The sequence below is a fragment of the Frateuria sp. Soil773 genome (assembly GCF_001428405.1).
In the GTDB taxonomy this organism is placed as follows: Bacteria; Pseudomonadota; Gammaproteobacteria; order Xanthomonadales; family Rhodanobacteraceae; genus LMSL01.
In genome coordinates this window covers 33,771-53,949 of the sequence record NZ_LMSL01000002.1, presented here as the reverse complement: position 1 = coordinate 53,949, position 20,179 = coordinate 33,771, and the positions used below count along the sequence as shown (strand labels likewise).

The window sequence follows — 20,179 nt, the reverse complement described above, 5'->3', positions numbered from 1 at the left end:
CCGGGGCCGGTCGGCCGCCGCGACACGGCATAATGGCCCGATACGAACAGGACATCCGGGCACAATGCACTACGACCAATCGTGGATGGGCTATGGCTGGACCGGCGGGCTGGAGGCCGGCGCGATCAGCGCCGCGGTCGCCGCGTTGCTGTTCGCGCTGATCCACTGGCGCACCCGCGGTCGCCGCAGCCACGGCGCGCAGATCGCCTGGGCCTGGTTGCTGGCGCTGGCGCTGACCGCCAGCGGCGACCTGTGGGACATGTTCTATTTCAACTTCGCGCGGCTGGAGTCGCTGCAACTGCTGAAGGTGAAGCTGGCCGAAGTGCACGACCCGGACGGCATCAGCATCCGCGTGCTGTGCGAGCTGGTCGGGGCGACGCTCGGCGTGATCGTCGCGCTGGCGGTCTGCAATGCGCGGCGTCCGCCGCGCTAGCGGCGGCGCGCCTTCTGGCCGGGGCGGTCAGCGCGCCGGTTGATCGCCCAGCAGGCGGTCGGCGAGGCCGCGGGCCTGCTGGCGAATCTCGGGCATCGCGGTGGATTCCCACAGCGTGCCGCGCAGCAGGCTGCCCATCGCGAACAGCCGTTCCCACGGCTTGCCCTCGTGCAGCAGGCGCCCGTCGGCGCTCGCCTGCATGCCCATGCCCAGCGGGTCGGGCATGACGTGGCCGTTGGTCACCAATTGCCGCACCAGCGGATGCGGCGTGCGGCGCACGTCGGTGTCCAGGCCGACGGTCTGGATCACCAGGTCGGCCTGCAGCGGCACCGGCGCGCCGCCGGCGTGGCTGACCTGCAGTTGCAGCCTGCCGCCGTCGCCGCGCCGCACCGATTGCACGCGTCCGCGCCGGCGTTGCAGGCGGCCGTCCTGTTCGAGCGCGGCGATCGCCTCGTTGATCTGCGGCGGCAGCCGGTGGCGAATGCGTTCCCACGCCCAGCGCGCATGGCGCAGGAAGCGGGCGCGCTCGTCGCGCGGCAGCTCGGCCCAGAGGGCCGCGGTATGCGGGCGCAGGCTGTCGATCACCGGGCGCCAGTCGCGGCTGGCGGCCGTGGCCTCGCGCAGCAGGCGCATCCACGGGCGGATGCCCGGCGCCTCGCGCATCGCCTCGACCAGGCTGCCGCCGTCGTCGGCCGGCACCGCGGCCGACGCCCGGTGGGCCTCGGGCAGCAGGCCGTGGCGGGAGATCGCGGTGAATCGCGCGTTCGGCCACTGCGCGGACAATTCGAGCAGCACGTCGACCGCGGTGAGGCCGAGGCCGATCAGCACCACTTCGCGCGGCGACGGGTCGGGCCGGACCTGCGCCAGGAACGCCCAGGGATCGACCACGTAGCCGCCGCCGGCGATCGCCTCGTCCTCGACGCCCGCCAGCGGCTGCGCCGGCAGGGCGCCGAGCGCGAGCACGGCGGCGTCGACGCGGCGGCTTTCCTCGCCCTGCAGCACGGTGACGCCGTCGGACTCGGGCACCAGCGCGTCCACCGCGAACGGCATCACGCGCACGTCGATGCCGCTGGCGCGCGCCTGCGCCAGTGCGCGCGCCACTTCCGCCTCCAGGTAGTCGCCGTACAGCCGGCGCGGCAGGAAATCGGTGCCGGCCACGCTGGGATCGCCTTGTTGCGCGTAATCGAGGAAGCCGCGCGGACGGCCGGCGAACATGCTCATCGAGGCCGCGCGCACGTTCAGCAGGTGGCGCGGCGAATCGGTGCCGTAGGCCACGCCGCGGCCGGCGCGGCCGCCGCCGGTGTACCAGTCCAGGTGCAGCGGCCGAGCGGGGCGATGCTCGAGCAGTTCGCTGAGCAGCGCCGCCGCCGCGGCGCCGCCGCCGATGATGGCGACCCGTCGAAACATGGGGCTTCCTTCTGATTTGTGGCTGGTTGGCGCGCGCGAGCGGCGCCGGTCAGGCCGGCAGTCGGCCGCTGACGGCGGCGTGCCGCGGGTGCGCCTGCCATGGCTGGTCCGGCTGCGCCTGCTCGTACGCGAAGTACTCGGCCAGGTTGCCGCCGTATACGTGGAGCGTCAGTGCGGTGTCGTGCCGCGACAGGTTGCGGCAGCGATGCAGGCCGGGTTCGCCGGCGTCGAACCAGGTGGCGTCGCCCGGGCCCAGCCAGGTGCGGCCGCGCGGCTGCAGTTCGCCGCTCGACGGATCGCGTGCGTAGGACTGCACTTCCAGCGCGCCGTACAGGGCGATCTCCAGTCCCCACAGGCCGCCGTGGTCGTGCACCGGCGTGGCGTAATTGGCCGGCCACGCCATCACCAGCAACTGCATGCCGGCGCGACGGCGATGGCCCAGCAGCCACCGCTCGAAGCCGCGTCCGGGCGCGCGCAGGTAGGCCAGCTCGGCATCCAGCGTCGCCGCATGCCGATGGATCGCGCTGCCGAGGTCGCGCGCCAGCGAGGCGAGGTCGGGATGCCCGCCCTGGCCGTGCGCGTGCGCGATCCGGCGCAGCGTTTTCAGACTCTGCCTATGTATGCCCATGGAGAAACGCCATGCGATAACCGGAGCGAAGTGGAGCATGCGCATCGTTAAGTCGGCGTAACCCGAAGCGATGCGGAAGCATGACTTTTGCGGTATGCGCGCGGCCGCGCGGCGGCGGAAAATCCGTCGTGCCGGATGCCAACGTTTTGCCGACCGGCCGCATCCCACTTCCGTCATGGTGCGATCCGCTCGCATCGTCGCCCAGGAGGTACGCAGATGATCGAATTGATCGTGGTGGTATCGCTGTTCGGTGCCTTGTGGCTGGCCGCTTCGCTGATCGGCGTGGTGTTCAAGCTGACGTTCGCGCTGATCGGCGGCTTGTTCGGTATGGTCGCCGGCGCGGTGGGGCTGGTGTTCGGCGGCATCGCCTTGCTGGTCGTCGCGCCGCTGGTCGCCATCGCGCTGCTGCCGCTGTGCCTGCCGGTGCTGCTGCTGGCGGCGCTGGTCTGGGCGATCGTGCGCGCCAACAAGCGCGCGCCGGCGTCGACCGGAAGCTGCGCCCATTAGACCTATCCGTAGATCCTGGAATTCGCGGTTGCCGTGGAAGGGCCCGGTCCGGCATTGCCGGCCGGGCCTTCCCGCATCGTGCCGCGGGCGTTCTACAGCTCGCGCAGATCGAAGCTGACCGGCACGCGCGCCCACGCCCGCACGTGGCGGCCGTCCACCGTCGCCGGCTGGAACAGCCAGGACGCCAGTACCTGCTCGCGTGCGCTGCGGTCGAGCAGTTCGTGGCCGCTGCTGCGCTCGATCACCACGTCGAGCGGCTTGCCCTGTTCGTCAACCAGGACGCGCAACAGCACGGTGCCGTGCATGTGCCGGCGGATCGCCGTGGCCGGGAATTTCAGCGGCGCCGTGCGGTAGCCCAGGCTGGTTTCCACCGGCTCGGAGGCTGCCGCGGGTGTGGGAGCGGGCGGGGCGATCGCCGGCATGGCCGGCGGCAGGGCAAGGCGGCCGTCGTCGACAGCCACCGCCGGCGGCGCGACGGCGGGCGGCGCCACGTGGGTGGCTGGCGGCGCCTGGACGGGGGCCCTGGTCAGCGGCTTGACGTCGAGCGGGGGCGGATCGGGCGTCTTCGGAGGCGCCGGGATCCAATGCAGCGGGATCGCCGCGCTCGACCGCGGCGCGTCCAGGAAGCTCGGCGGCAGCGGCCGCAAGGCCAGCAGCAGGACGGCGAGGTTGAGGGCGAGGGCCGCGCTGAGGGCGGCGATATGCACGCGATCGGGCGTGCGGCAGGGTACAGCCAGGCTTGCGGACGACATGGCGACCTCCTGACGGCTGATTTCGTTTTTTGGCGCCGGCACGCTGCCAGGCAGCGGGGGATGGTGCGGGCGCAGCGCCAGCCTATGCCTGTCCCGTGCGTTCGCGCAAGCCGGCCGGAACCCGCCTGCGCGGCGCGTGGGGCTGGGTGTTCGGGCGGATCCTCCCTGCGGTCGATAGCCGAAGGATGGAACGCGGATCGGACGCGGGCGGGGTCGAGCCGGCTGGATGGCTGGGCGCAAAAAAAGCCCCGCACAGGGGCGGGGCAGATAGGGGGGGATGCACAGGGGGATGCGGTGCATCCGCGGCCAATTTTGCAGGGCCGGGTTTGCGTCGCCGTGCAGGCCGGGTGAAAGCCGTTTTCACGCGGCGATTGACTCGCAGTTCAGGAGGGCCTGCAACAATCGCCTGCCGGCAACCGGCCGGGCTGGGTTTGCTATGGGAGGAGACATGGGCAAGCGAAAGGGAATCACGGCGGCGGCGATCGTGCTGCTGGGGGCGGTGCTGCTGCCGCTGTCGGCGCAGGCCGGCGAGGTATCGTGCAAGATGAATTTCGAGCTGTCCGGCTGGTCGGTGTTCTACAAGACCGCCAGCGGCAGCGGCACGGTCCATTGCAGCAACGGCCAGACCCTGCACGTGAAGCTGCGGGCGAAGGGCGGCGGGCTGACCTTCGGCAAGACCAAGATCACCGACGGCATCGGCAAGTTCAGCGGCGTCTCCAACGTGCGCGACGTGCTCGGCCATTACGCCAACGCCGAGGCGCACGCGGGTGCGGAGAAGTCGGCCGATGCGCAGGTGCTGACCAAGGGCAACGTGTCGCTGGCGCTGAGCGGCAAGGGCCAGGGCTGGAACCTCGGCGTGGCGTTCGGCGCCTTCATCATCGAGTAGGCGGCGTCGCTCGGGTAGGCAGGGGACGCCGGCGCCGTTAAGGTAGGCGGGACGCGCGTCCTCCGCTTCGCCGGGAGTCCCCTGCATGCCCGTATCAACCACCGCCGGCATTCCGCGCTACGCCATCGGCGACGAGCTGGCCAGCTCGCTGATCCACGGCGTCGGCATCCTGCTGAGCATCGCCGGGCTGGCGGTGCTGGTCGCGTTCTCCGCGCTGTACGGCGATGCGCGGACGGTGATGGCGAGCGCGGTGTTCGGCACCACGCTGATCCTGCTGTACACCGCCTCCACGCTGTACCACGCGATCCCGGGCGAACTGCCGCGGCGGGTGCTGCGCACGCTCGACCACCTGGCGATCTTCTGGCTGATCGCCGGCACCTATACCCCGTTCACCCTGGTCGCCCTGCCGGGGGCGTGGGGCTGGGGCCTGTTCGGCGCGATCTGGACGCTGGCGCTGGCCGGCAGCGCGCTGGAGCTGGGCCTGCTGCGCCGCTACAACGGCCGCAAGCTGGCGGTATTCCTGTACGTGGCGATGGGCTGGATCGGCATGGTCGCGTTCAAGCCGCTGAGCGCGCACCTGGAAACCGGCGGCATGGTGTTGCTGATCGCCGGCGGCGTGGCCTACACGCTGGGCGTGCCGTTCTACCTGGCGCGCCGGCTGCCTTACCACCATGCGGTATGGCACGGCTTCGTGCTGGCCGGCAGCGTGCTGCACTATCTGGCGGTGCTGCTCTACGTGATTCCCGACCGGGCCTGAGCCGGGCTTGCTGCCGAGTGCCTGCGCATCGCTGGCATGGCGGATGCCTGCCGTCGTTCCGGCCGCGCTCAGCCGAACAACATGGCTAGCCCGAACAGGCCGACCATGACGAAGGAGATCACCAGCTTCACCAGGGTGCCGAACAGCAGGCCCAGCCAGGTGCCTACGCCGACGTGGGTGGAGCGCAGCACGCTGGTGCCGGTGGCCAGCTCGCCGGCCAGGGCGCCGAGGAAGGGGCCGAACAGCAGGCCGGGAATGCCGAAGAACATGCCGACGAGGGTGCCCAGGCTGGCGCCCCACAGCGCCGCGCGGCTCGCGCCCACGCGCTTGGCGCCGAGCGTGGCGGCGACGAAGTCCACGATCACGCCGAGCGTGCCGAGCACGGCGATGATGCCCAGCCACCACGCGCCGAGGTGCCGGTAGCCGTCCACCGCGGCGGCCAGCCAGATGCCGCCGAACACCATCGGGATGCCCGGCAGGGCGGGCAGCACGGCGCCGGCGAGGCCGCCGACGATCAGGATCGCGGCAAGCAGGTACAGCGCGATGTCCATGGAACGCTCCCTTGCCGACGCGGCCTCGCGGGCCCGGTCGGGGCACAATAGACGCTCCCGGCCGAAAATGTGCGCCGGATACGTGCCGCCGGAGACCCGTGGACGACATCCTGCTCAAGGCCGACGAACTGGGCCGCATCGAAATCGCCACGCGCGGCGGCCGCCGCGTGATCCGCCGCGACGTGGCCGCCGCCCGCTGGTGGGCGCGCGCGTTCGCCCGCCGCGCCGCCGCGCGCGAGGCGCGCGCGCTGGCCCGGCTGGCCGGCATCGACGGCGTGCCCGCCCTGCTCGGCTGGGACGGCCGCGAGCTGCTGCGCAGCTATATCGCCGGCGCGCCGATGCAGCAGGCGCAGCCGCGCGACCGCGGCTACTACCGGGATGCCTTGCGCCTGCTCGCGCAGTTGCACCGGCGCGGCATCGTGCACAACGACCTGGCGAAGGAGCCGAACTGGCTGGTGCGCGAGGACGGCCGCCCGGCGCTGGTGGATTTCCAGATCGCCTGGACCCGCGGCCGCCGCGGCCGGCTGTTCCGCCTGCTCGCGCGCGAGGACCTGCGCCACCTGCTCAAGCACAAGCGCACCTACTGCCCGGCGGCGCTCAGTGCCCGCCAGCGCGCGATCCTCGACACGCCCGCACCGCATTCGCGGCTGTGGCGCGCCACCGGCAAGCGGCTCTACAAGCTGATCGCCCGGCGGGTATTCGGCTACTGGGACAACGAGGGCAAGGGGCGGGTGCGGGAGTGAGGGGGCGTCCCACCTTCTCCCTGCACGCACCCGTCATTCCGGCGAAGGCCGGAATCCAGTCAATGACTCGTGCGAAGCACGCAAAGCCTGTTTCGTGTGCTTCGCACGCATACTTCACTGGATTCCGGCCTTCGCCGGAATGACGGTGAGGGGAAGGGGGCGGTCGTAGAGCAAGCCGGAGTCGCGAAAGGGCCGATGGCGCGGCGGCCGGGACGGCGATGGGCCGGATTGCCGCAGCGAGGCGCAGCGCACCGGGCGGGGCTGCCGGGTCTGCACGACCGGACAGCCCGGGGCATCGGTCACTTCTCCACGAACGCCCGCTCGATCACATAGTCGCCCGGCTCGCGCGTCCGTGGCGAGGCGCGGAAGCCGCGGCCGTCGAGCAGGGCGCACAGGTCGTCCAGCATCGCCGGGCTGCCGCACAGCATCACGCGGTCGGTTTCCGGGTTGAGCGGCGGCAGGCCGGTGGCCTGGCTCATCACGCCGTCGACGATGGCGTCGGTGATGCGGCCGCGGTTGCGGAACGGTTCGCGCGTCACCGTGGGGTAGTAGATCAGCTTCCCGCGCACCAGCTCGCCCAGGTATTCGTGCTGCGGCAGCTCCTGCTCCAGGTAGTGCGCGTAGGCCAGGTCGTTGACGTGGCGCACGCCATGGGCCAGCACGATCTTGTCGAAGCGCTCGTAGGTGTCCGGATCGCGGATGATGCTCAGGAACGGCGCCAGCCCGGTGCCGGTGCCGAGCAGGTACAGGTGCCTGCCCGGCTTGAGGTCGGTGAGCACCAGGGTGCCGGTGGGCTTGCGTGTCACCACCAGCGGGTCGCCCGCCTTCAGGTGCTGCAGGCGCGAGGTGAGCGGGCCGTCCGGCACCTTGATCGAGAAGAACTCCAGGTGCTCCTCCCAGCTCGCGCTGGCGATCGAGTAGGCGCGCATCAGCGGACGGCCGTCCACTTCCAGCCCGATCATCACGAACTGACCGCTGTCGAAGCGGAAGCCGGGGTCGCGCGTGGTGCGGAAGCTGAAGAGGTTGTCGTTCCAGTGCTGCACGTCGATCACGTGCTCGGTCGCCATTGCCACCATGTCGTCTTGTCTCGTAAGTTTTGCCGTGGCACAGGCGTTCGGCCGTGCGCCGGACTGGCCGGGTTGTCGGGAAAACTCGCGGGGAGGGCGGCGCTGCCGCTGTGCCGTGCGAGCGCCGCGGAACCGCGGCGACGGCTGTACAGAATACGCGATCCGGCACCGCCCTGCGCGGAGCCGGGCGGGGCGGTGCAGACCGCGGCCGGGATCTGCGGCATCATGCCGCACCGAATTCAACAGGGGGAGTGGCGCATGGGCGGTCGGGTACGGGAACCCATTTCGGATCATCACGTCGGCCAGCGCCACCTGGACCGGCTGGTGATGCTGTCGGACGGCGTGTTCGCCATCGCGATCACGCTGTCGGCGATCGAGATCAAGCCGGAGATCGTGCCGGGGCAGTCGCTGTGGGACGCGTGGAAATTCCCGCTGATGGTCTATTTCCTCAGCTTCGTGCTGATCGGCGGCGTCTGGGCGATCCACCGGCGCATCGTCGCGCACCTGCGCGACGTGGATGGCCCCGCCACGGCGCTGAACATGCTGCTGCTCAGCATGGTGGCGCTGATGCCGGTGGTGATCCGCGTCTCGTTCTCCCATAGGGATCCGGAGTCGATCAATCTCCTCGTCTACGCGCTCTCGGTGGCGGCGAACTACACCTGCCTGGCGATGTTCTGGTTCTACGCGGCGCTGGTCGCCAACCTCGCTCCGGACGTGGACCGCCGCCTGGCGTGGAGCTGGCTGCTCAGCAAGCTGTTCGTCGTGCTGATCTTCGTCGCGCTGGCTTTCTATGCCGAGGAGATGCGGGTGGCGGCGCTGGTCTTCACGCTCGCCGCGCTGGCGCTGCGCGCCGTTTCGTCGCGGATGGAAAACGCCGCGAAGAAGGACGTCCAGGCGTCCGCTGCGGCGCCGCCGTCCGCGTGAAAAACACCGGCGCGGCGCCCCAAGACCGGCCATCCGTATAGGCAGGCCGGGCCGTCGGACGGGGCGGAGGCGGCCGTCGCGGCATGGCGCTCATGGCGCGATTCCCCGAAAATGGCCGCCTGATGAGCGAAAGACACGCCACCGCTGCCCCCATCCAAGCCACGTCCTGGCGCGTTTCCGTTGCCCCGATGATGGACTGGACGGATCGACATTGCCGTTATTTCCATCGCCTGCTGTCGCCGCACGCGCGGTTGTACACCGAGATGGTGACCAGCGCGGCGCTGGTGCGCGGGCGCCAGTTGCGCCTGCTGGAGCATAGCCAGCAGGAGCATCCGGTGGCGCTGCAACTGGGCGGCAGCGAGCCGGCCGAGCTGGCCGAGGCGGCGCGGCTGGGGGCCGGGGCCGGCTACGACGAGATCAACCTCAACGTGGGCTGCCCGTCCGACCGGGTGCAGTCCGGACGCTTCGGCGCCTGCCTGATGTACGAGCCGGTGCTGGTCGGCGACTGCGTGAAGGCGATGCGCGACGCGGTGGACGTGCCGGTGACGGTGAAGTGCCGCATCGGCGTGGACGACCAGGACGACTACGCCGGCCTGCAGCACTTCACCGAGACCATGCTGGAAGCCGGCGTCCAGGTGCTGGTGGTGCACGCGCGCAAGGCCTGGCTCAAGGGCCTGTCGCCGAAGGAGAACCGCGAGATCCCGCCGCTGGACTACGAGCGCGTGTACCGGCTCAAGCGGGAGTTCCCGCAACTGGTGGTGGCGATCAACGGCGGCATCACCACGGTGGAGGAGGTGCGGGCGCACCTGGAGCGGCTCGACGGCGTGATGCTGGGCCGCGCGGCGTACCACGATCCCTACCTGCTGGCGCGGATCGAGCACGCGCTGTACGGCGAGCCGCTGCCCGCGCGCGAAAGCGTGCTGCTGCACATGCGCCCGTACATCGAGGCGGAACTGGCGCGCGGCACTGCGCTGAAGCACATCAGCCGGCACCTGCTTGGGCTGTACCAGGGCGAGCCCGGCGCGCGCGGGTTCCGGCGCACGCTGAGCGAAGGGGCGCACCTGCCGGGCGCCGGCTGGGCGCTGATCGAGCAGGCGCTGGCGCCGCGGCGTGCGGCCGCCGCGTGACAGCACACGGCCGTCCGGTCAGTATTCAGCCCGGATTCCCTAGGCTGAACGCCGGTCGGGGCCATATCCAGGGCGAATCGAAGCGATGATCTTGAACAACCACGGCCTGTTGTGGCTCGCAGCGCTGCTGCTGGCGGCGTCCGGCGCCGCGGCGGCGGCCCAGGCGGCGATGACGCTGGAGCAGGCGATCGCCAAGGTGCAGCAGGAAACCGACGGCAAGGTACTGTCGGCCGATTCGCGCCGGGTCGGCCGGCGTACCGAATACGCGATAAAAGTGCTCACGCCCGAAGGCCACGTGCGGGTGGTCAGGGTGGCGGCCGACGCGGCCCGTCCGCCGGCCTCCGCCGAATCAACCAAGAACCCGGCCGGCAACGGCAACAAGGAGAAACACTGATGCGCATCCTTTTGGTGGAGGACGAGGCGCCGCTGCGCGAGACCCTTGCGGCACGGCTGAAGCGCGATGGCTTTGCCGTCGATGCGGCGCAGGACGGCGAAGAAGGCATCTACCTGGGCCGCGAGGTGCCGTTCGACCTGGCGATCATCGACCTGGGCCTGCCCAAGATGTCCGGCATGGACCTGATCAAGGCGCTGCGCGAGGCCGGCCAGCGCTACCCGATCCTGATCCTCACCGCCCGCGGCGGCTGGCAGGACAAGGTCGAGGGGCTCAAGCACGGCGCCGACGACTACCTGGTCAAGCCGTTCCACGTCGAGGAACTGCTGGCGCGCATCAACGCGCTGGTGCGCCGCGCCAGCGGCTGGTCCAAGCCGGTGCTGGCCTGCGGCCCGATCAAGCTGGACACCACCGCGCAGACGGTATCGGTGGAAGGCAAGCTGGTCGACCTCACCAGCTACGAGTACAAGGTGCTGGAATACCTGATGCTGCACGCCGGGGAGCTGGTCTCCAAGGCCGACCTCACCGAGCACATCTACCAGCAGGATTTCGACCGCGACTCCAACGTGCTCGAGGTGTTCATCGGCCGCCTGCGCCGCAAGCTCGACCCGGAAAGCACCCTCAAGCCCATCGAGACCGTACGTGGACGCGGATACCGCTTTGCCATCCCCCGCAGCGACGGCGACGACGAGTGAGCCGCCGCCGCCCGTGCGCCGCCCGTTCTCGCTGGCGGCGCGCGCGGCCATGGCCACCGGCCTGGTGCTGGCGGCCTTCCTGGGGCTGGTCGGGCTGACCCTGTCGAAGGCGAACCACGACACCGCCCTGAGCGGCCTGCACGACCGCCTGCAGAACTACGTGATCTCCTACCTGGCCGGCACCGAGGTGAACCGCTTCGGCAAGGTGTTCCTGCCCGATTCGCCGCCGGACCCGAGCTTTTCGCGCCCCGGCTCCGGCCTGTACGCGCTGGTGATCGGCGAGGGCGGGTTCCGGGCGGAGTCGTCCTCCGCGATCGGCCGCGACTTCGCCTTCCTGCAGCCGCTGGAGCCGGGGCAGAACCGCTTCGGCCGGGTCGAGACCCGCCTGGGGCCGCTGTACTACTACGCCTACGGCGTCGCCATGGACAACCCGCCGCGCAAGCCGGTCCTGCTCACCTTCATGGTGGCGCAGACCGAGGACCAGTTCGAGGGCGAGAACGCGGTGTACCGGCGCACCCTGATCAGCATGCTGTCGATCCTGGGCGTGATGCTGATCCTGCTGCAGTTGCTGCTGCTGCGCTGGAGCCTGACCCCGCTGCGCAAGGTGGCCAGCGACATGAGCCGGGTCGAGCGCGGCGACAGCGACCAGTTGGACAGCCAGTACCCGCTGGAGCTGACCGGCCTCACCGAGCGCATCAACGCCTTCATCGACACCGAGCGCGAGCAGCGCACGCGCTACCGCAACACGCTGGCCGACCTGGCGCACAGCCTGAAGACCCCGCTGGCGGTGATCCGCTCGCGGCTGGAGTCGGCCGGCGACGCCCCGTCGATGCGCAACGACGTGCTCGACCAGGTGCGCCGCATGGACGAGCTGGTGGCCTACCAGTTGGCCCGCGCCGCCACCTCCGGGCGGCAGCCGTTCGCCACCGCGGTGCCGATCGCCGGCCATGCCGAGGACCTGGTGCAGAGCCTGGAGAAGGTCTACGCGGCGAAGAACGTGCTGTGCGAGTTCGACATCGACGACGGCGCGGTGTTCTACGGCGAGCAGGGCGACCTGCTCGAGCTGATGGGTAACCTGCTGGAAAACGCGTTCAAGTGGGCCAGCCACCGGGTGCTGCTGGTGGTGAAGCTGCAGCCGCAGGCAGGCCGCAACCGCCCGGGCCTGTGGCTGAGCGTCGAGGACGACGGCCCCGGCATCCCCGAGGACAAGATCGAGAAGGTGCTGCAGCGCGGCGTGCGCGGCGACGAGCGGGTGCAGGGCCACGGCATCGGCCTGTCGATCGTGCAGGACATCGTGCGCGCCTACCGGGGCGAGCTGCAGGTGGATCGTTCGCCGGAATTCGGCGGGGCGCGCTTCGGGGTGAGCCTGCCGCCGGGCTGAGGACGGCGCCGCGGTCCCGCCGCGGCCGGGGTGGCCTACTGGATCGAACCGGGCAGCAGCGACTGCCAGCCGAGGCTGCGGTGGCCGGCCGGCCGGCTGCCGCCGCTGCCGCCGCCACCGCTGGCCGGCATGCTGGCGCTGCCGCCACCGGCGCTGCCGCTGCTTGCCGGGCAGTCGCGGTTGAGAGCGGTGGGGTCGTTGCTGCCGACGCTGCCTTCGCGGCCGCCGCCGTCGAGGCTGGAGTGGCCGTCGCCGATCAGGTCGCGGGTATCCACGTCGGACGCCACGGCGACGCCGGCGCTACCGAGCGCGAGCACGCATCCGAAAAGCAACTGACGGGTACGCATGGCGACCAACCCCTTGATCCACAAGCGAAGGGCCGGATCGTCGCAGAAATGTGACGCGCTTGCCAGTGCTGCCGCGGGCGGGCGCAGCCGGGAGGCGGTTCCGCGGTGACCTGTGGCAGAGGCGACTTTGCCCCGGGCGCTGGCTAGAATCCCCCGATGCAGGCCATTCACCTCACCTACGGGCGTGTCGCCGACAACGCTCCGCGTGGCCGGGGCCGGGCGCGCTGATGCTGGCGCAGCGACTGCTCGCCGAACTGGCCTCCGGCGCGGCGGTGTCCGGTGCGGCGCTGGCCGAGCGTTCCGGCGTGACCCGCGCGGCGATCTGGAAGCAGGTCGAGACGCTGCGCGCGCGCGGGCTGCCGATCGAGGCGCGCGGTCCGGCCGGCTACCGCCTGCCCTGGCCCTTGCAACTGCTCGACGGGCAGGCCATCCGCGACGGCCTGCCGGCCGCGGTCAGGGGGCGGCTGGGGGCGCTCGAAGTGCATTGGGAGCTCGATTCCACGTCGAGCGAACTGCAGCGCCGCGGCGCCGCGGCGGCCGACCTCAGCATGCTGCTGGCCGAGACGCAGAGTGCCGGCCGCGGCCGGCGCGGCCGGCCCTGGCTGTCGCCGCCCGGACTGAATCTCTACCTGTCGTGCCTGAAGCGGTTCGAGCAGGGCTTTGCCGCGCTGTCCGGCCTGTCGCTGGCGGTGGGCGTGATCGTGCTGCGCGCGCTGGAATCCCTCGGCATCGAAGGCGCCGGCCTGAAGTGGCCGAACGACGTGCTGTCGGCGCAGGGCAAGCTGGCCGGCGTGCTGGTCGAGCTCAGCGGCGAATATCAGGGGCCGTGCGCGGCGGTGATCGGCATCGGCCTCAACCTGCGCCTGACCGAGGCCCTGCGCGCGCAGGCCGGCCAGCCGGCGTGCGACCTGGCTACGCTGGCCGGCGGCACGCCGCCGGACCGCAACCTGGTGGCGATCCGCCTGATCGGCGCGCTGGCCGACGGGCTGGATCAGTTCGAGCGGGACGGCTTCGCCGGCTTCGGCGCAGACTTCGCGCGCCACGACTTGCTGCGCGACCGGCCGCTGCGCCTCAGCGGCGCGCTCGGCGAGTTCGACGCGACCGGCGCCGGGGTGGACGCGCGCGGCGCCCTGCAGGTGCGCCTGGCCGACGGCAGCCTGCGCAGCATCGACAGCGCGGACGTCACGGTGCGGCGCGCATGAGATTGCTGCTGGACCTGGGCAATACCCGCCTGAAGTGGGCCATGCACCGGGACGACGCCTGGCTTGCGCACGGCGCGGTCGCCTGGGACGAGGACGTCGCGGCCCGGCTGGCACGCGACTGGGCCGGCCTGCTGGCGCCGCGGGCCGCGTTCGGCGCCTCGGTGGTGGAGCCGGCCCGCGAGGCATTGCTGGAGCGCAGCGTGGCCGCGACCTTCGGCCTGCAGCCGGGCTGGCTGCGCACGCCGGCGGCGGCCTGCGGGGTGCGCAATGCCTACGCCGAGCCGCAGCGGCTCGGCGTGGACCGCTTCCTGACCATGGTCGCCGCCCATGCCGACGGCCTGGGCGCCTGCGTGCTGGCCGGTGTGGGCACGGCGCTCACGCTGGACGCGCTGGCCGCCGACGGCCGCCACCTCGGCGGCCTGATCGCGCCGGGCCCGCGGCTGATGCGGCAGTCGCTGCTCGGTGCCACCGCCCAGGTCCGGCCCGAACGCGAAGGCGCGATCGTGGAGCTGGCCGACAACACCGCCGACGCGGTGGCGTCCGGCTGCTGGCAGGCGGCCGCGGCCCTGATCGAGCGTTTCGTCGCCCAGGCGGAGGCGCGGCTGGGCGGCGCGCCCGTGCTCATGCTCGGCGGCGGCGACGCCGCCCCGCTGGCGGCCCTGCTGTCGCGGCCGGCGCGGTTCTCGCACGATGGCGTGCTGCGCGGGCTGGCCGTGTGGGCGCAGACACAGACCGGCCCGGCGGTCATTTCCTAGAATGCGCGGGTGGGTCGTCAAGGGGGATGGATGTTTCTGCGCCTGCTGTTCGTTCTGCTGATCGCGCTCAATATCGCGGTGGGCGCATGGCTGCTGCTGGGACAGGACGATGCGCACGGGCGCAGCGCGACCGATCCCGGCATGCCGGAGCTGAAGCTTTTGTCCGAACGCAGCGAGGCCGTCCCGGCGGCGCCGGCGTCCGGCGATGCCGCCGCCTCGACCGTGGCGCCGCCGGCCGCACCGGCCCCCGCGCCCGTCCGCGCCGGCACGCCGTCGTCCAGCTATAGCTGCCTCACGCTCGGCCCGTTCGCCGCGCCGCAGGATCTGCGCACCGCGCGTCAGGCGCTGGCGGCGCAGAGCGCGCGCATGCGCTCGCGGCAGGAACAGACCACCCAGACGCGCGGCTGGTGGGTGCACCTGCCGGCCAGCGGCAACCGTGCGCAGGCGCTGGAACTGGCGCGTCGGCTGGAGGCCAGGCACATCGGCGATTACTTCGTGGTCAGTTCCGGCGACCAGTCCAACACCGTGTCGCTGGGCCTGTTCAAGGATCCGGCGAACGCGCGCAAGCGGCGCGACGAAGTGGTCGCGGCCGGCTTCCCGGCGCAGATGAGCGAACGCACCGAGACCGTGCCGGAATACTGGCTGGACCTGGCGGTGACCGACAGGGCCGGCTTCGACTGGCGCAGCCGCATCCGCAACGCCAGCGTCGGTTCGCACAGCACCGGCTGCTTTTGAGCCGGCGCGGCGGCGCCTGCTAGAATTCCCGCTCTTTCGCCGGCATAGCTCAGTTGGTAGAGCAACCGCCTTGTAAGCGGTAGGTCCCCAGTTCGAACCCGGGTGCCGGCACCATCACTGCGCAGGAGAGCCCGTATGCGCGCCAGCCTGCTCTTCATGGTTGCGCTGCTGCCCGCGGTCGCCGCGGCCCAGACGCCGCCGCTCGCGCCGCAGGCGCTGGAGGCGCTGCAGCGCCAACATGCGGCGCCGGCCCTGCTCGACGTGCGCACGCCGGAGGAGTACCGCGACGGCCACATCGCCGGCGCGCTGAACGTGCCGGTCGAGCAACTGGCCGCGCGCCACGGCGCGCTCGGCTTCGACCGCGGGCAGGACATCGTGGTCTACTGCAAGTCAGGGCGGCGGGCCGCGCGCGCGCGGCAGATCCTGCAGTCGCTCGGCTACACGCGGGTGCGCCTGCTCGAAGGCAGCGCCGACGCGTGGCGCGCGGCGCACCGTCCGCTGGTAAGCGAAGCCGCGGCCGACGATCCCTGAGTGACCTTCAACCACGAGCGAACATGGACAAGCAGATCATTTCCCTCATCGGCGTTCCCACCGACATCGGCGCCGGGCACCGCGGCGCCTCGATGGGCCCGGAGGCGCTGCGCGTGGCGCGGCTGGCCGAGAAACTGGAGCGGCGCGGGCTGAAGGTGATCGACCGCGGCAACCTGCAGGGGCCGCTCAATCCGTGGCAGCCGCCGGAACACGGCTACCGCCACCTGCCCGAGGTGGTGGCCTGGAACACGGCCGTGCACGGCGCCGTGCACCAGGAACTGCAGGCGGGCCGCCTGCCGATCATGCTGGGCGGCGACCACTGCCTGGCGATCGGCTCGATCAGCGCGGTGGCGCGCCGCTGCCGCGAGAGCGGCAAGCGGCTGCGCGTGCTGTGGCTGGACGCGCATGCCGACTTCAACACCGCCCAGGTCACGCCCTCGGGCAACATCCACGGCATGCCGGTGGCGTGCCTGTGCGGCAACGGCCCGGCCGAGCTGACCGGCATCGGCGAGCACGTGCCGGCGACCGCCCCGGACGTGTTCCGGCAGATCGGCATCCGCTCGGTGGACGAGGGCGAGAAGCGGCTGGTGCGCGAGGCGAAGGTGGACATCTACGATATGCGCCACATCGACGAGGTGGGCATGAAGCGCACGATGGAGGAGGCGCTCGACGGCGTCGACGGCGACACCCACCTGCATGTGAGCTTCGACGTGGACTTCCTCGACCCGGCCATCGCGCCGGGCGTGGGCACCACCGTGCGCGGCGGCCCGGGCTACCGCGAGGCGCAGCTCTGCATGGAGATGATCGCCGACACCGGGCGGCTCGGTTCGCTCGACATCGTCGAGCTGAACCCGGCGTTCGACAAGCGCAACCAGACCGCCAAGCTGGCGGTGGATCTGGTCGAGTCGCTGTTCGGCAAGTCCACCCTGATCCGCTGAGCGCCACCCGCCTCCACCGACAAGCGATACCTATGCAGACCCGAGTCCTCACCGGCATCACCACCACCGGCACCCCGCACCTTGGCAACTACGTCGGCGCGATCCGCCCGGCGGTGGCGGCCAGCCGCCGCGCCGACGTCGACGCGTTCTACTTCATGGCCGACTACCACGCGCTTATCAAGAGCGACGACCCGGCGCGGATCGAACGCTCGCGGCTGGAGATCGCGGCGACCTGGCTGGCGGCGGGGCTGGATCCGGACCGGGTGACCTTCTACCGGCAGTCGGACATCCCGGAGATCCCCGAGCTGACCTGGTTCCTCACCTGCGTCACCGCCAAGGGCCTGCTCAACCGCGCGCACGCGTACAAGGCCGCGGTGGACAAGAACGCCGCGGCGGGCGAGGACCCGGACGCAGGCGTCACCGCCGGCCTGTACATGTACCCGGTGCTGATGGCCGCCGACATCCTCGCCTTCGACGCGAACAAGGTGCCGGTGGGGCGCGACCAGATCCAGCACATCGAGATGGCGCGCGACATCGCGCAGCGCTTCAACCACACCTACGGCCGCGAGTTCTTCGTGCTGCCGGAGGTGGTGATCGAGGAGCAGGTGGCGACCCTGCCGGGCCTGGACGGCCGCAAGATGTCCAAGAGCTACGACAACACCATCCCGCTGTTCGCCGGCGGGCAGAAGCAACTGCGCGAGTCGATCATGCGCATCGTCACCGACTCGCGCGGGCCGGACGAGCCGAAGGATCCCGACAGCTCCTCGCTGTTCACTATCTTCCGCGCCTTCGCCAGCGAGGCCGAGAGCGCCGCGTTCCGCCAGGCGCTGCTGGACGGCATCGGCTGGGGCGAGGCCAAGCAGGTGCTGTTCGAGCGGATCGAGGCCGACGTGGCGCCGATGCGCGAGCGCTACGAAGCATTGATGGCCCGGCCGGCGCAGATCGAGGAGCGCCTGCGCGAGGGCGCGCAGAAGGCGCGCGCGATCGCCACGCCGAAGCTCGCCGAGCTGCGCGACGCGATCGGCTTGCGCGCCATCGTCGCGCCGGCGGCCGGGGTGTCGCAGCCGGAGCGGCGCGCTGCCGCGAAGGCGGACAAATTGCCGCGCTTCGCCAGTTTCCGCGATCCGGATGGTAGCTTCCGTTTCCGCCTGTTCTCCGCCGAGGGCGAGGAACTGCTGCTGTCCGCGCCGTTCGCCGATCCCAAGGCGGCCGGGGCGCTGCAGAAGCGCATCCGCACGCTCGGCGCGCCGGCGGCGGTGGTGCAGCTTTCGTCGCTGGCGCTGGTGCTGGAACTCGACGGCGAAGCCGTCGCCAGCTCGCCCGAATACGCCGACGAACAGGCACGCGACGACGCCCTCGCGCGCTTGCGCGAGGCACTGGAACGGCTGGCCGCGCAGGAATGAACGCGGCCGGCCCGCTTGACGGAACCGGACGCTGATGCGCTACCTCGCCATCCTGCTGCTCGCCCCCTGGCTGCTGGTCCTCGGCTGGGCCTACTTCGCCTATCCGAAGAGCCTGCCGCGCACCGCCGCGCGCCGCTCGTTCGACACGGTCGCGCTGCTGCTCGCCGCGGTCGCGTCGATCGGCTGCGCCGTGCTCGGCTTCGAGGCGGCGGTGGTGCCGCAGGACAACGAATTCGGCCGCCGCGTCAGCGGTGCGATCTGGCAGCAGGTGCTGCCCGCGCTGAACGGCTACGGCGTGTTCATCGCCGTGCTCGCGCTGGCGATGCTGCTGCGCTACCTGATCTGGCGCCGACCGCGCTGAGGCGCGGTCGCCACGGGAACGACATGGACAACGATACGCTGCAACGCCACCTGCTGCGCCTGTTCGAGCGGCACGAAGTGGAACTCGAGCCCGACGAGGACTGGCTGGTCACCGACGGCGACTTCCCCGCGATCCGCGCCGCCTGGCACGAAGGCGCGGCGGGCGGGCCGGGGCGGCTCGACCTCGACGTGGTGCTCGGCGAGGACCAGCAGGTCGAGGAGAGCTATGCCGGCTTCGGCGATGGCGAGGCCGGCTGCCGCGACGCGCTGCGGCGCTTCGAGCAGGGCGGCCTGCCGGTGCTGCTGGCCGCGTGCTGGTACGTCACCGACGAGCGCAGGCTGCGGCTGGAATCGTGGGACATCGGCGTGCGCGGCTGGGATGTCTTCATCGGCCCGGCCGTCGTGCAGGGCGCGCCGGCTGCGCTGGCGGACGATGCGCTGGCGCCGCTTGCCGCCGCGCTGCGCAACGAAGCGCTGGAGCCCCGGCTGCACTGGGTGCGCCTGTTCCTGCGCCGCGATGCGGACGGCCGCGCCGCCGTCGAGGCGCTGCTCGACAACGAGCCGTGGGCCGCCGGCGATCGCGCCCTGGCCAGCGTGGCCCTGCCGGAAGCGGCGGAGCCGTACAGCGTCCACCGTTTCCTGATGCTGGACGTGCGCGACTACTGAGCCCGCCGGGCGGCGCCTCACTCCCAGCGGTTGAGGTGCGCGCCGAAGGCCTCGCGCTGCTTCTGCACCACGCAGAAGCGATGCCCGCTCGGCGCTTCCATCACCCACCAGCGCCCGCGCACGCACTCGATGCGGCTGGCTTCCAGTTTTTCCAGGCGCCTGGCTTCGGCTTCGAGATCGTCCGTTTCGATGTCCAAATGCACGCGGCTGTCGTGCGCCACGCGCTGCAGCAGGATGATCGGCTCGTCGGCCAGGGTCGCCAGCTCGGCGTACTTGCCGTCGCCGTCCTGGTCGTAGCTGACGACGGGCTTGCCCAGGGCATGGCTCCAGAAATCGGTGGCTTGCCGGAGGTCGTCGGTCCGGCAATCGATGACCAGGGTGCTGAGGCGGCTGTGGTGCATGGCGATTTCTCCGGGACAAGGGGGAGGGGCCGCGCATTCGGGCGGCCGGCAAGCCGGCGCGGCGGAATGCTCCGTGGTGACGCTCGCACTATAGGCGCGCCCGCGTGGAGGTTCCCTCAACCGGCCCGGCCATGATGCGATCACGACGAGGTTGGCCGAGTGCTTCCCGGCCTGCGCGCCGATGTCTTCGGGGGCGCGCTGCCGGGTGCCCGGCGATGATTCGCGGGAGGCTCGTGATTCGCTGCACGGTCGAGCTATGCAGGGGGCGGGATGCTTCCGCCTTGCGGGCGAGCCACGAGCGGTCGCGGGGTATCCGGTTGCCCGGAAGTTGCGGGCATCCCCGCAGTCACGACGCGGATTCGGCAAGCGGATGGACCTTGGCTTGCCGCCTTGCCGTCATCCCGGCTTTCGCCGGGATGACGGGGGCGTGCGGCTGACGGCGAGTAGCGGAACGGATGGCGCAGCGGGACGCATTGATGGTCGATGGACGGCCGATCTTGGGGAGGACATGGCATGGACCGGCGCCGGGATCCGCCGCCGATGCGTATTTCCCGGCGAACGCCGACCGGGCGTCCTGGTACGACACCGGTGA

The 20,179-nt window shown here is 71.4% G+C and carries 25 protein-coding genes and 1 tRNA gene; 19 read left to right on the top strand and 7 right to left on the bottom strand.

Going from position 1 to position 20,179, the window contains the following annotated elements; genetic code table 11:
- Positions 1-64: 64 nt before the first annotated feature.
- Positions 65-433: a hypothetical protein gene (locus ASG87_RS00365; protein WP_055999124.1), complete on the top strand. Its 369-nt coding sequence runs from the start codon at positions 65-67 to the stop codon at positions 431-433.
- A gap of 27 nt (positions 434-460) precedes the next feature.
- Here the strand turns inward: ASG87_RS00365 and ASG87_RS00360 are convergent, their stop codons facing one another.
- A complete protein-coding gene (locus tag ASG87_RS00360; RefSeq protein ID WP_055999121.1) occupies positions 461-1,840 on the bottom strand; it encodes an FAD/NAD(P)-binding protein in 1,380 nt (459 codons plus the stop codon).
- 49 nt (positions 1,841-1,889) lie between these two features.
- Positions 1,890-2,468 (bottom strand): cysteine dioxygenase family protein, encoded by a 579-nt coding sequence (locus tag ASG87_RS00355; protein ID WP_055999118.1) that lies wholly within the window; start codon positions 2,466-2,468, stop codon positions 1,890-1,892.
- Between the two features lie 216 nt (positions 2,469-2,684).
- Here ASG87_RS00355 and ASG87_RS00350 point away from each other — a divergent pair, with 216 nt between their 5' ends.
- Positions 2,685-2,975: a hypothetical protein gene (locus ASG87_RS00350; protein WP_055999115.1), complete on the top strand. Its 291-nt coding sequence runs from the start codon at positions 2,685-2,687 to the stop codon at positions 2,973-2,975.
- 92 nt (positions 2,976-3,067) lie between these two features.
- On the opposite strand, the gene ASG87_RS00345 is transcribed toward ASG87_RS00350, so the two are convergent.
- Positions 3,068-3,727, bottom strand: coding sequence for an energy transducer TonB (locus ASG87_RS00345; protein ID WP_055999112.1), 660 nt, complete (start codon positions 3,725-3,727; stop codon positions 3,068-3,070).
- Positions 3,728-4,175: 448 nt separating this feature from the next.
- On the opposite strand from ASG87_RS00345, the gene ASG87_RS00340 reads away from it, so the two are divergent.
- The gene (locus ASG87_RS00340; protein ID WP_055999110.1) at positions 4,176-4,613 is read left to right on the top strand and encodes a hypothetical protein; all 438 of its coding nucleotides are present in this window, start codon (positions 4,176-4,178) and stop codon (positions 4,611-4,613) included.
- 85 nt (positions 4,614-4,698) lie between these two features.
- Positions 4,699-5,370 carry a hemolysin III family protein gene (locus tag ASG87_RS00335; RefSeq protein WP_055999107.1) on the top strand — a complete coding sequence of 224 codons (672 nt, stop codon included), beginning with the start codon at positions 4,699-4,701 and terminating at the stop codon, positions 5,368-5,370.
- A 68-nt stretch (positions 5,371-5,438) separates the two neighbouring features.
- On the opposite strand, the gene ASG87_RS00330 is transcribed toward ASG87_RS00335, so the two are convergent.
- Positions 5,439-5,921 carry a DUF456 domain-containing protein gene (locus ASG87_RS00330; protein WP_055999104.1) on the bottom strand — a complete coding sequence of 161 codons (483 nt, stop codon included), beginning with the start codon at positions 5,919-5,921 and terminating at the stop codon, positions 5,439-5,441.
- 98 nt (positions 5,922-6,019) lie between these two features.
- Between ASG87_RS00330 and ASG87_RS00325 the strand changes: the two genes are divergently transcribed.
- The gene (locus tag ASG87_RS00325) at positions 6,020-6,664 is read left to right on the top strand and encodes an RIO1 family regulatory kinase/ATPase (RefSeq protein WP_055999101.1); all 645 of its coding nucleotides are present in this window, start codon (positions 6,020-6,022) and stop codon (positions 6,662-6,664) included.
- Between the two features lie 299 nt (positions 6,665-6,963).
- On the opposite strand, the gene ASG87_RS00320 is transcribed toward ASG87_RS00325, so the two are convergent.
- A complete protein-coding gene (locus tag ASG87_RS00320) occupies positions 6,964-7,740 on the bottom strand; it encodes a ferredoxin--NADP reductase (RefSeq protein WP_055999098.1) in 777 nt (258 codons plus the stop codon).
- A 249-nt stretch (positions 7,741-7,989) separates the two neighbouring features.
- On the opposite strand from ASG87_RS00320, the gene ASG87_RS00315 reads away from it, so the two are divergent.
- The 5 genes from ASG87_RS00315 (at position 7,990) to ASG87_RS00295 (ending at position 12,249) form a co-directional block, all read left to right on the top strand.
- Positions 7,990-8,655: a TMEM175 family protein gene (locus ASG87_RS00315; protein WP_055999095.1), complete on the top strand. Its 666-nt coding sequence runs from the start codon at positions 7,990-7,992 to the stop codon at positions 8,653-8,655.
- A gap of 122 nt (positions 8,656-8,777) precedes the next feature.
- Positions 8,778-9,782, top strand: coding sequence for a tRNA dihydrouridine(20/20a) synthase DusA (gene dusA, locus ASG87_RS00310; protein ID WP_055999091.1), 1,005 nt, complete (start codon positions 8,778-8,780; stop codon positions 9,780-9,782).
- Positions 9,783-9,867: 85 nt separating this feature from the next.
- Positions 9,868-10,176 (top strand): PepSY domain-containing protein, encoded by a 309-nt coding sequence (locus tag ASG87_RS00305; RefSeq protein WP_055999088.1) that lies wholly within the window; start codon positions 9,868-9,870, stop codon positions 10,174-10,176.
- Complete coding sequence (locus ASG87_RS00300) at positions 10,176-10,868, top strand: response regulator transcription factor (RefSeq protein ID WP_055999085.1); 693 nt, start codon at positions 10,176-10,178, stop codon at positions 10,866-10,868. The genes ASG87_RS00305 and ASG87_RS00300 overlap by 1 nt, the downstream gene beginning before the upstream one ends.
- Positions 10,834-12,249, top strand: coding sequence for an ATP-binding protein (locus ASG87_RS00295; protein ID WP_055999081.1), 1,416 nt, complete (start codon positions 10,834-10,836; stop codon positions 12,247-12,249). Before ASG87_RS00300 ends, ASG87_RS00295 begins: the two co-directional genes overlap by 35 nt.
- 35 nt (positions 12,250-12,284) lie before the next feature.
- On the opposite strand, the gene ASG87_RS00290 is transcribed toward ASG87_RS00295, so the two are convergent.
- Positions 12,285-12,596: a hypothetical protein gene (locus tag ASG87_RS00290; protein WP_157510799.1), complete on the bottom strand. Its 312-nt coding sequence runs from the start codon at positions 12,594-12,596 to the stop codon at positions 12,285-12,287.
- A gap of 227 nt (positions 12,597-12,823) precedes the next feature.
- Here ASG87_RS00290 and ASG87_RS00285 point away from each other — a divergent pair, with 227 nt between their 5' ends.
- From ASG87_RS00285 to ASG87_RS00245, 9 genes are all read left to right on the top strand, one after another.
- A complete protein-coding gene (locus ASG87_RS00285; protein ID WP_055999075.1) occupies positions 12,824-13,798 on the top strand; it encodes a biotin--[acetyl-CoA-carboxylase] ligase in 975 nt (324 codons plus the stop codon).
- Positions 13,795-14,553: a type III pantothenate kinase gene (locus tag ASG87_RS00280; protein WP_055999072.1), complete on the top strand. Its 759-nt coding sequence runs from the start codon at positions 13,795-13,797 to the stop codon at positions 14,551-14,553. Before ASG87_RS00285 ends, ASG87_RS00280 begins: the two co-directional genes overlap by 4 nt.
- Before the next feature lie 30 nt (positions 14,554-14,583).
- On the top strand, positions 14,584-15,288 hold the full coding sequence (locus ASG87_RS00275; RefSeq protein WP_055999069.1) for an SPOR domain-containing protein: 705 nt from the start codon (positions 14,584-14,586) through the stop codon (positions 15,286-15,288).
- Positions 15,289-15,326: 38 nt separating this feature from the next.
- A tRNA-Thr gene (locus ASG87_RS00270) sits at positions 15,327-15,402 on the top strand.
- A gap of 21 nt (positions 15,403-15,423) precedes the next feature.
- Complete coding sequence (locus ASG87_RS00265; protein WP_055999066.1) at positions 15,424-15,819, top strand: rhodanese-like domain-containing protein; 396 nt, start codon at positions 15,424-15,426, stop codon at positions 15,817-15,819.
- 23 nt (positions 15,820-15,842) lie between these two features.
- Entirely contained in the window at positions 15,843-16,757 is a 915-nt protein-coding gene (gene rocF, locus ASG87_RS00260) for an arginase (RefSeq protein ID WP_055999063.1), read from the top strand.
- Between the two features lie 32 nt (positions 16,758-16,789).
- Complete coding sequence (locus ASG87_RS00255; RefSeq protein ID WP_055999060.1) at positions 16,790-18,160, top strand: tryptophan--tRNA ligase; 1,371 nt, start codon at positions 16,790-16,792, stop codon at positions 18,158-18,160.
- Positions 18,161-18,194: 34 nt separating this feature from the next.
- The gene (locus ASG87_RS00250; protein WP_055999057.1) at positions 18,195-18,521 is read left to right on the top strand and encodes a hypothetical protein; all 327 of its coding nucleotides are present in this window, start codon (positions 18,195-18,197) and stop codon (positions 18,519-18,521) included.
- A 23-nt stretch (positions 18,522-18,544) separates the two neighbouring features.
- On the top strand, positions 18,545-19,186 hold the full coding sequence (locus ASG87_RS00245; RefSeq protein WP_055999054.1) for a DUF6348 family protein: 642 nt from the start codon (positions 18,545-18,547) through the stop codon (positions 19,184-19,186).
- Positions 19,187-19,203: 17 nt separating this feature from the next.
- On the opposite strand, the gene ASG87_RS00240 is transcribed toward ASG87_RS00245, so the two are convergent.
- On the bottom strand, positions 19,204-19,587 hold the full coding sequence (locus tag ASG87_RS00240; RefSeq protein ID WP_055999051.1) for a VOC family protein: 384 nt from the start codon (positions 19,585-19,587) through the stop codon (positions 19,204-19,206).
- Positions 19,588-20,179 lie beyond the last annotated feature (592 nt).

Coding starts and splice junctions, on each gene's coding strand:
- ASG87_RS00345 (WP_055999112.1), bottom strand. CDS start 3,727: ATGTCGTCCGCAAGCCTGGCTGTACCCTGCCGCACGCCCGATCGCGTG.
- ASG87_RS00315 (WP_055999095.1), top strand. CDS start 7,990: ATGGGCGGTCGGGTACGGGAACCCATTTCGGATCATCACGTCGGCCAG.
- ASG87_RS00340 (WP_055999110.1), top strand. CDS start 4,176: ATGGGCAAGCGAAAGGGAATCACGGCGGCGGCGATCGTGCTGCTGGGG.
- ASG87_RS00355 (WP_055999118.1), bottom strand. CDS start 2,468: ATGGGCATACATAGGCAGAGTCTGAAAACGCTGCGCCGGATCGCGCAC.
- ASG87_RS00365 (WP_055999124.1), top strand. CDS start 65: ATGCACTACGACCAATCGTGGATGGGCTATGGCTGGACCGGCGGGCTG.
- ASG87_RS00305 (WP_055999088.1), top strand. CDS start 9,868: ATGATCTTGAACAACCACGGCCTGTTGTGGCTCGCAGCGCTGCTGCTG.
- ASG87_RS00280 (WP_055999072.1), top strand. CDS start 13,795: ATGAGATTGCTGCTGGACCTGGGCAATACCCGCCTGAAGTGGGCCATG.
- ASG87_RS00300 (WP_055999085.1), top strand. CDS start 10,176: ATGCGCATCCTTTTGGTGGAGGACGAGGCGCCGCTGCGCGAGACCCTT.
- rocF (WP_055999063.1), top strand. CDS start 15,843: ATGGACAAGCAGATCATTTCCCTCATCGGCGTTCCCACCGACATCGGC.
- ASG87_RS00275 (WP_055999069.1), top strand. CDS start 14,584: ATGTTTCTGCGCCTGCTGTTCGTTCTGCTGATCGCGCTCAATATCGCG.
- ASG87_RS00350 (WP_055999115.1), top strand. CDS start 2,685: ATGATCGAATTGATCGTGGTGGTATCGCTGTTCGGTGCCTTGTGGCTG.
- ASG87_RS00245 (WP_055999054.1), top strand. CDS start 18,545: ATGGACAACGATACGCTGCAACGCCACCTGCTGCGCCTGTTCGAGCGG.
- ASG87_RS00250 (WP_055999057.1), top strand. CDS start 18,195: ATGCGCTACCTCGCCATCCTGCTGCTCGCCCCCTGGCTGCTGGTCCTC.
- ASG87_RS00335 (WP_055999107.1), top strand. CDS start 4,699: ATGCCCGTATCAACCACCGCCGGCATTCCGCGCTACGCCATCGGCGAC.
- ASG87_RS00290 (WP_157510799.1), bottom strand. CDS start 12,596: ATGCGTACCCGTCAGTTGCTTTTCGGATGCGTGCTCGCGCTCGGTAGC.
- dusA (WP_055999091.1), top strand. CDS start 8,778: ATGAGCGAAAGACACGCCACCGCTGCCCCCATCCAAGCCACGTCCTGG.
- ASG87_RS00360 (WP_055999121.1), bottom strand. CDS start 1,840: ATGTTTCGACGGGTCGCCATCATCGGCGGCGGCGCCGCGGCGGCGGCG.
- ASG87_RS00255 (WP_055999060.1), top strand. CDS start 16,790: ATGCAGACCCGAGTCCTCACCGGCATCACCACCACCGGCACCCCGCAC.
- ASG87_RS00265 (WP_055999066.1), top strand. CDS start 15,424: ATGCGCGCCAGCCTGCTCTTCATGGTTGCGCTGCTGCCCGCGGTCGCC.
- ASG87_RS00330 (WP_055999104.1), bottom strand. CDS start 5,921: ATGGACATCGCGCTGTACCTGCTTGCCGCGATCCTGATCGTCGGCGGC.
- ASG87_RS00285 (WP_055999075.1), top strand. CDS start 12,824: ATGCTGGCGCAGCGACTGCTCGCCGAACTGGCCTCCGGCGCGGCGGTG.
- ASG87_RS00320 (WP_055999098.1), bottom strand. CDS start 7,740: ATGGTGGCAATGGCGACCGAGCACGTGATCGACGTGCAGCACTGGAAC.
- ASG87_RS00240 (WP_055999051.1), bottom strand. CDS start 19,587: ATGCACCACAGCCGCCTCAGCACCCTGGTCATCGATTGCCGGACCGAC.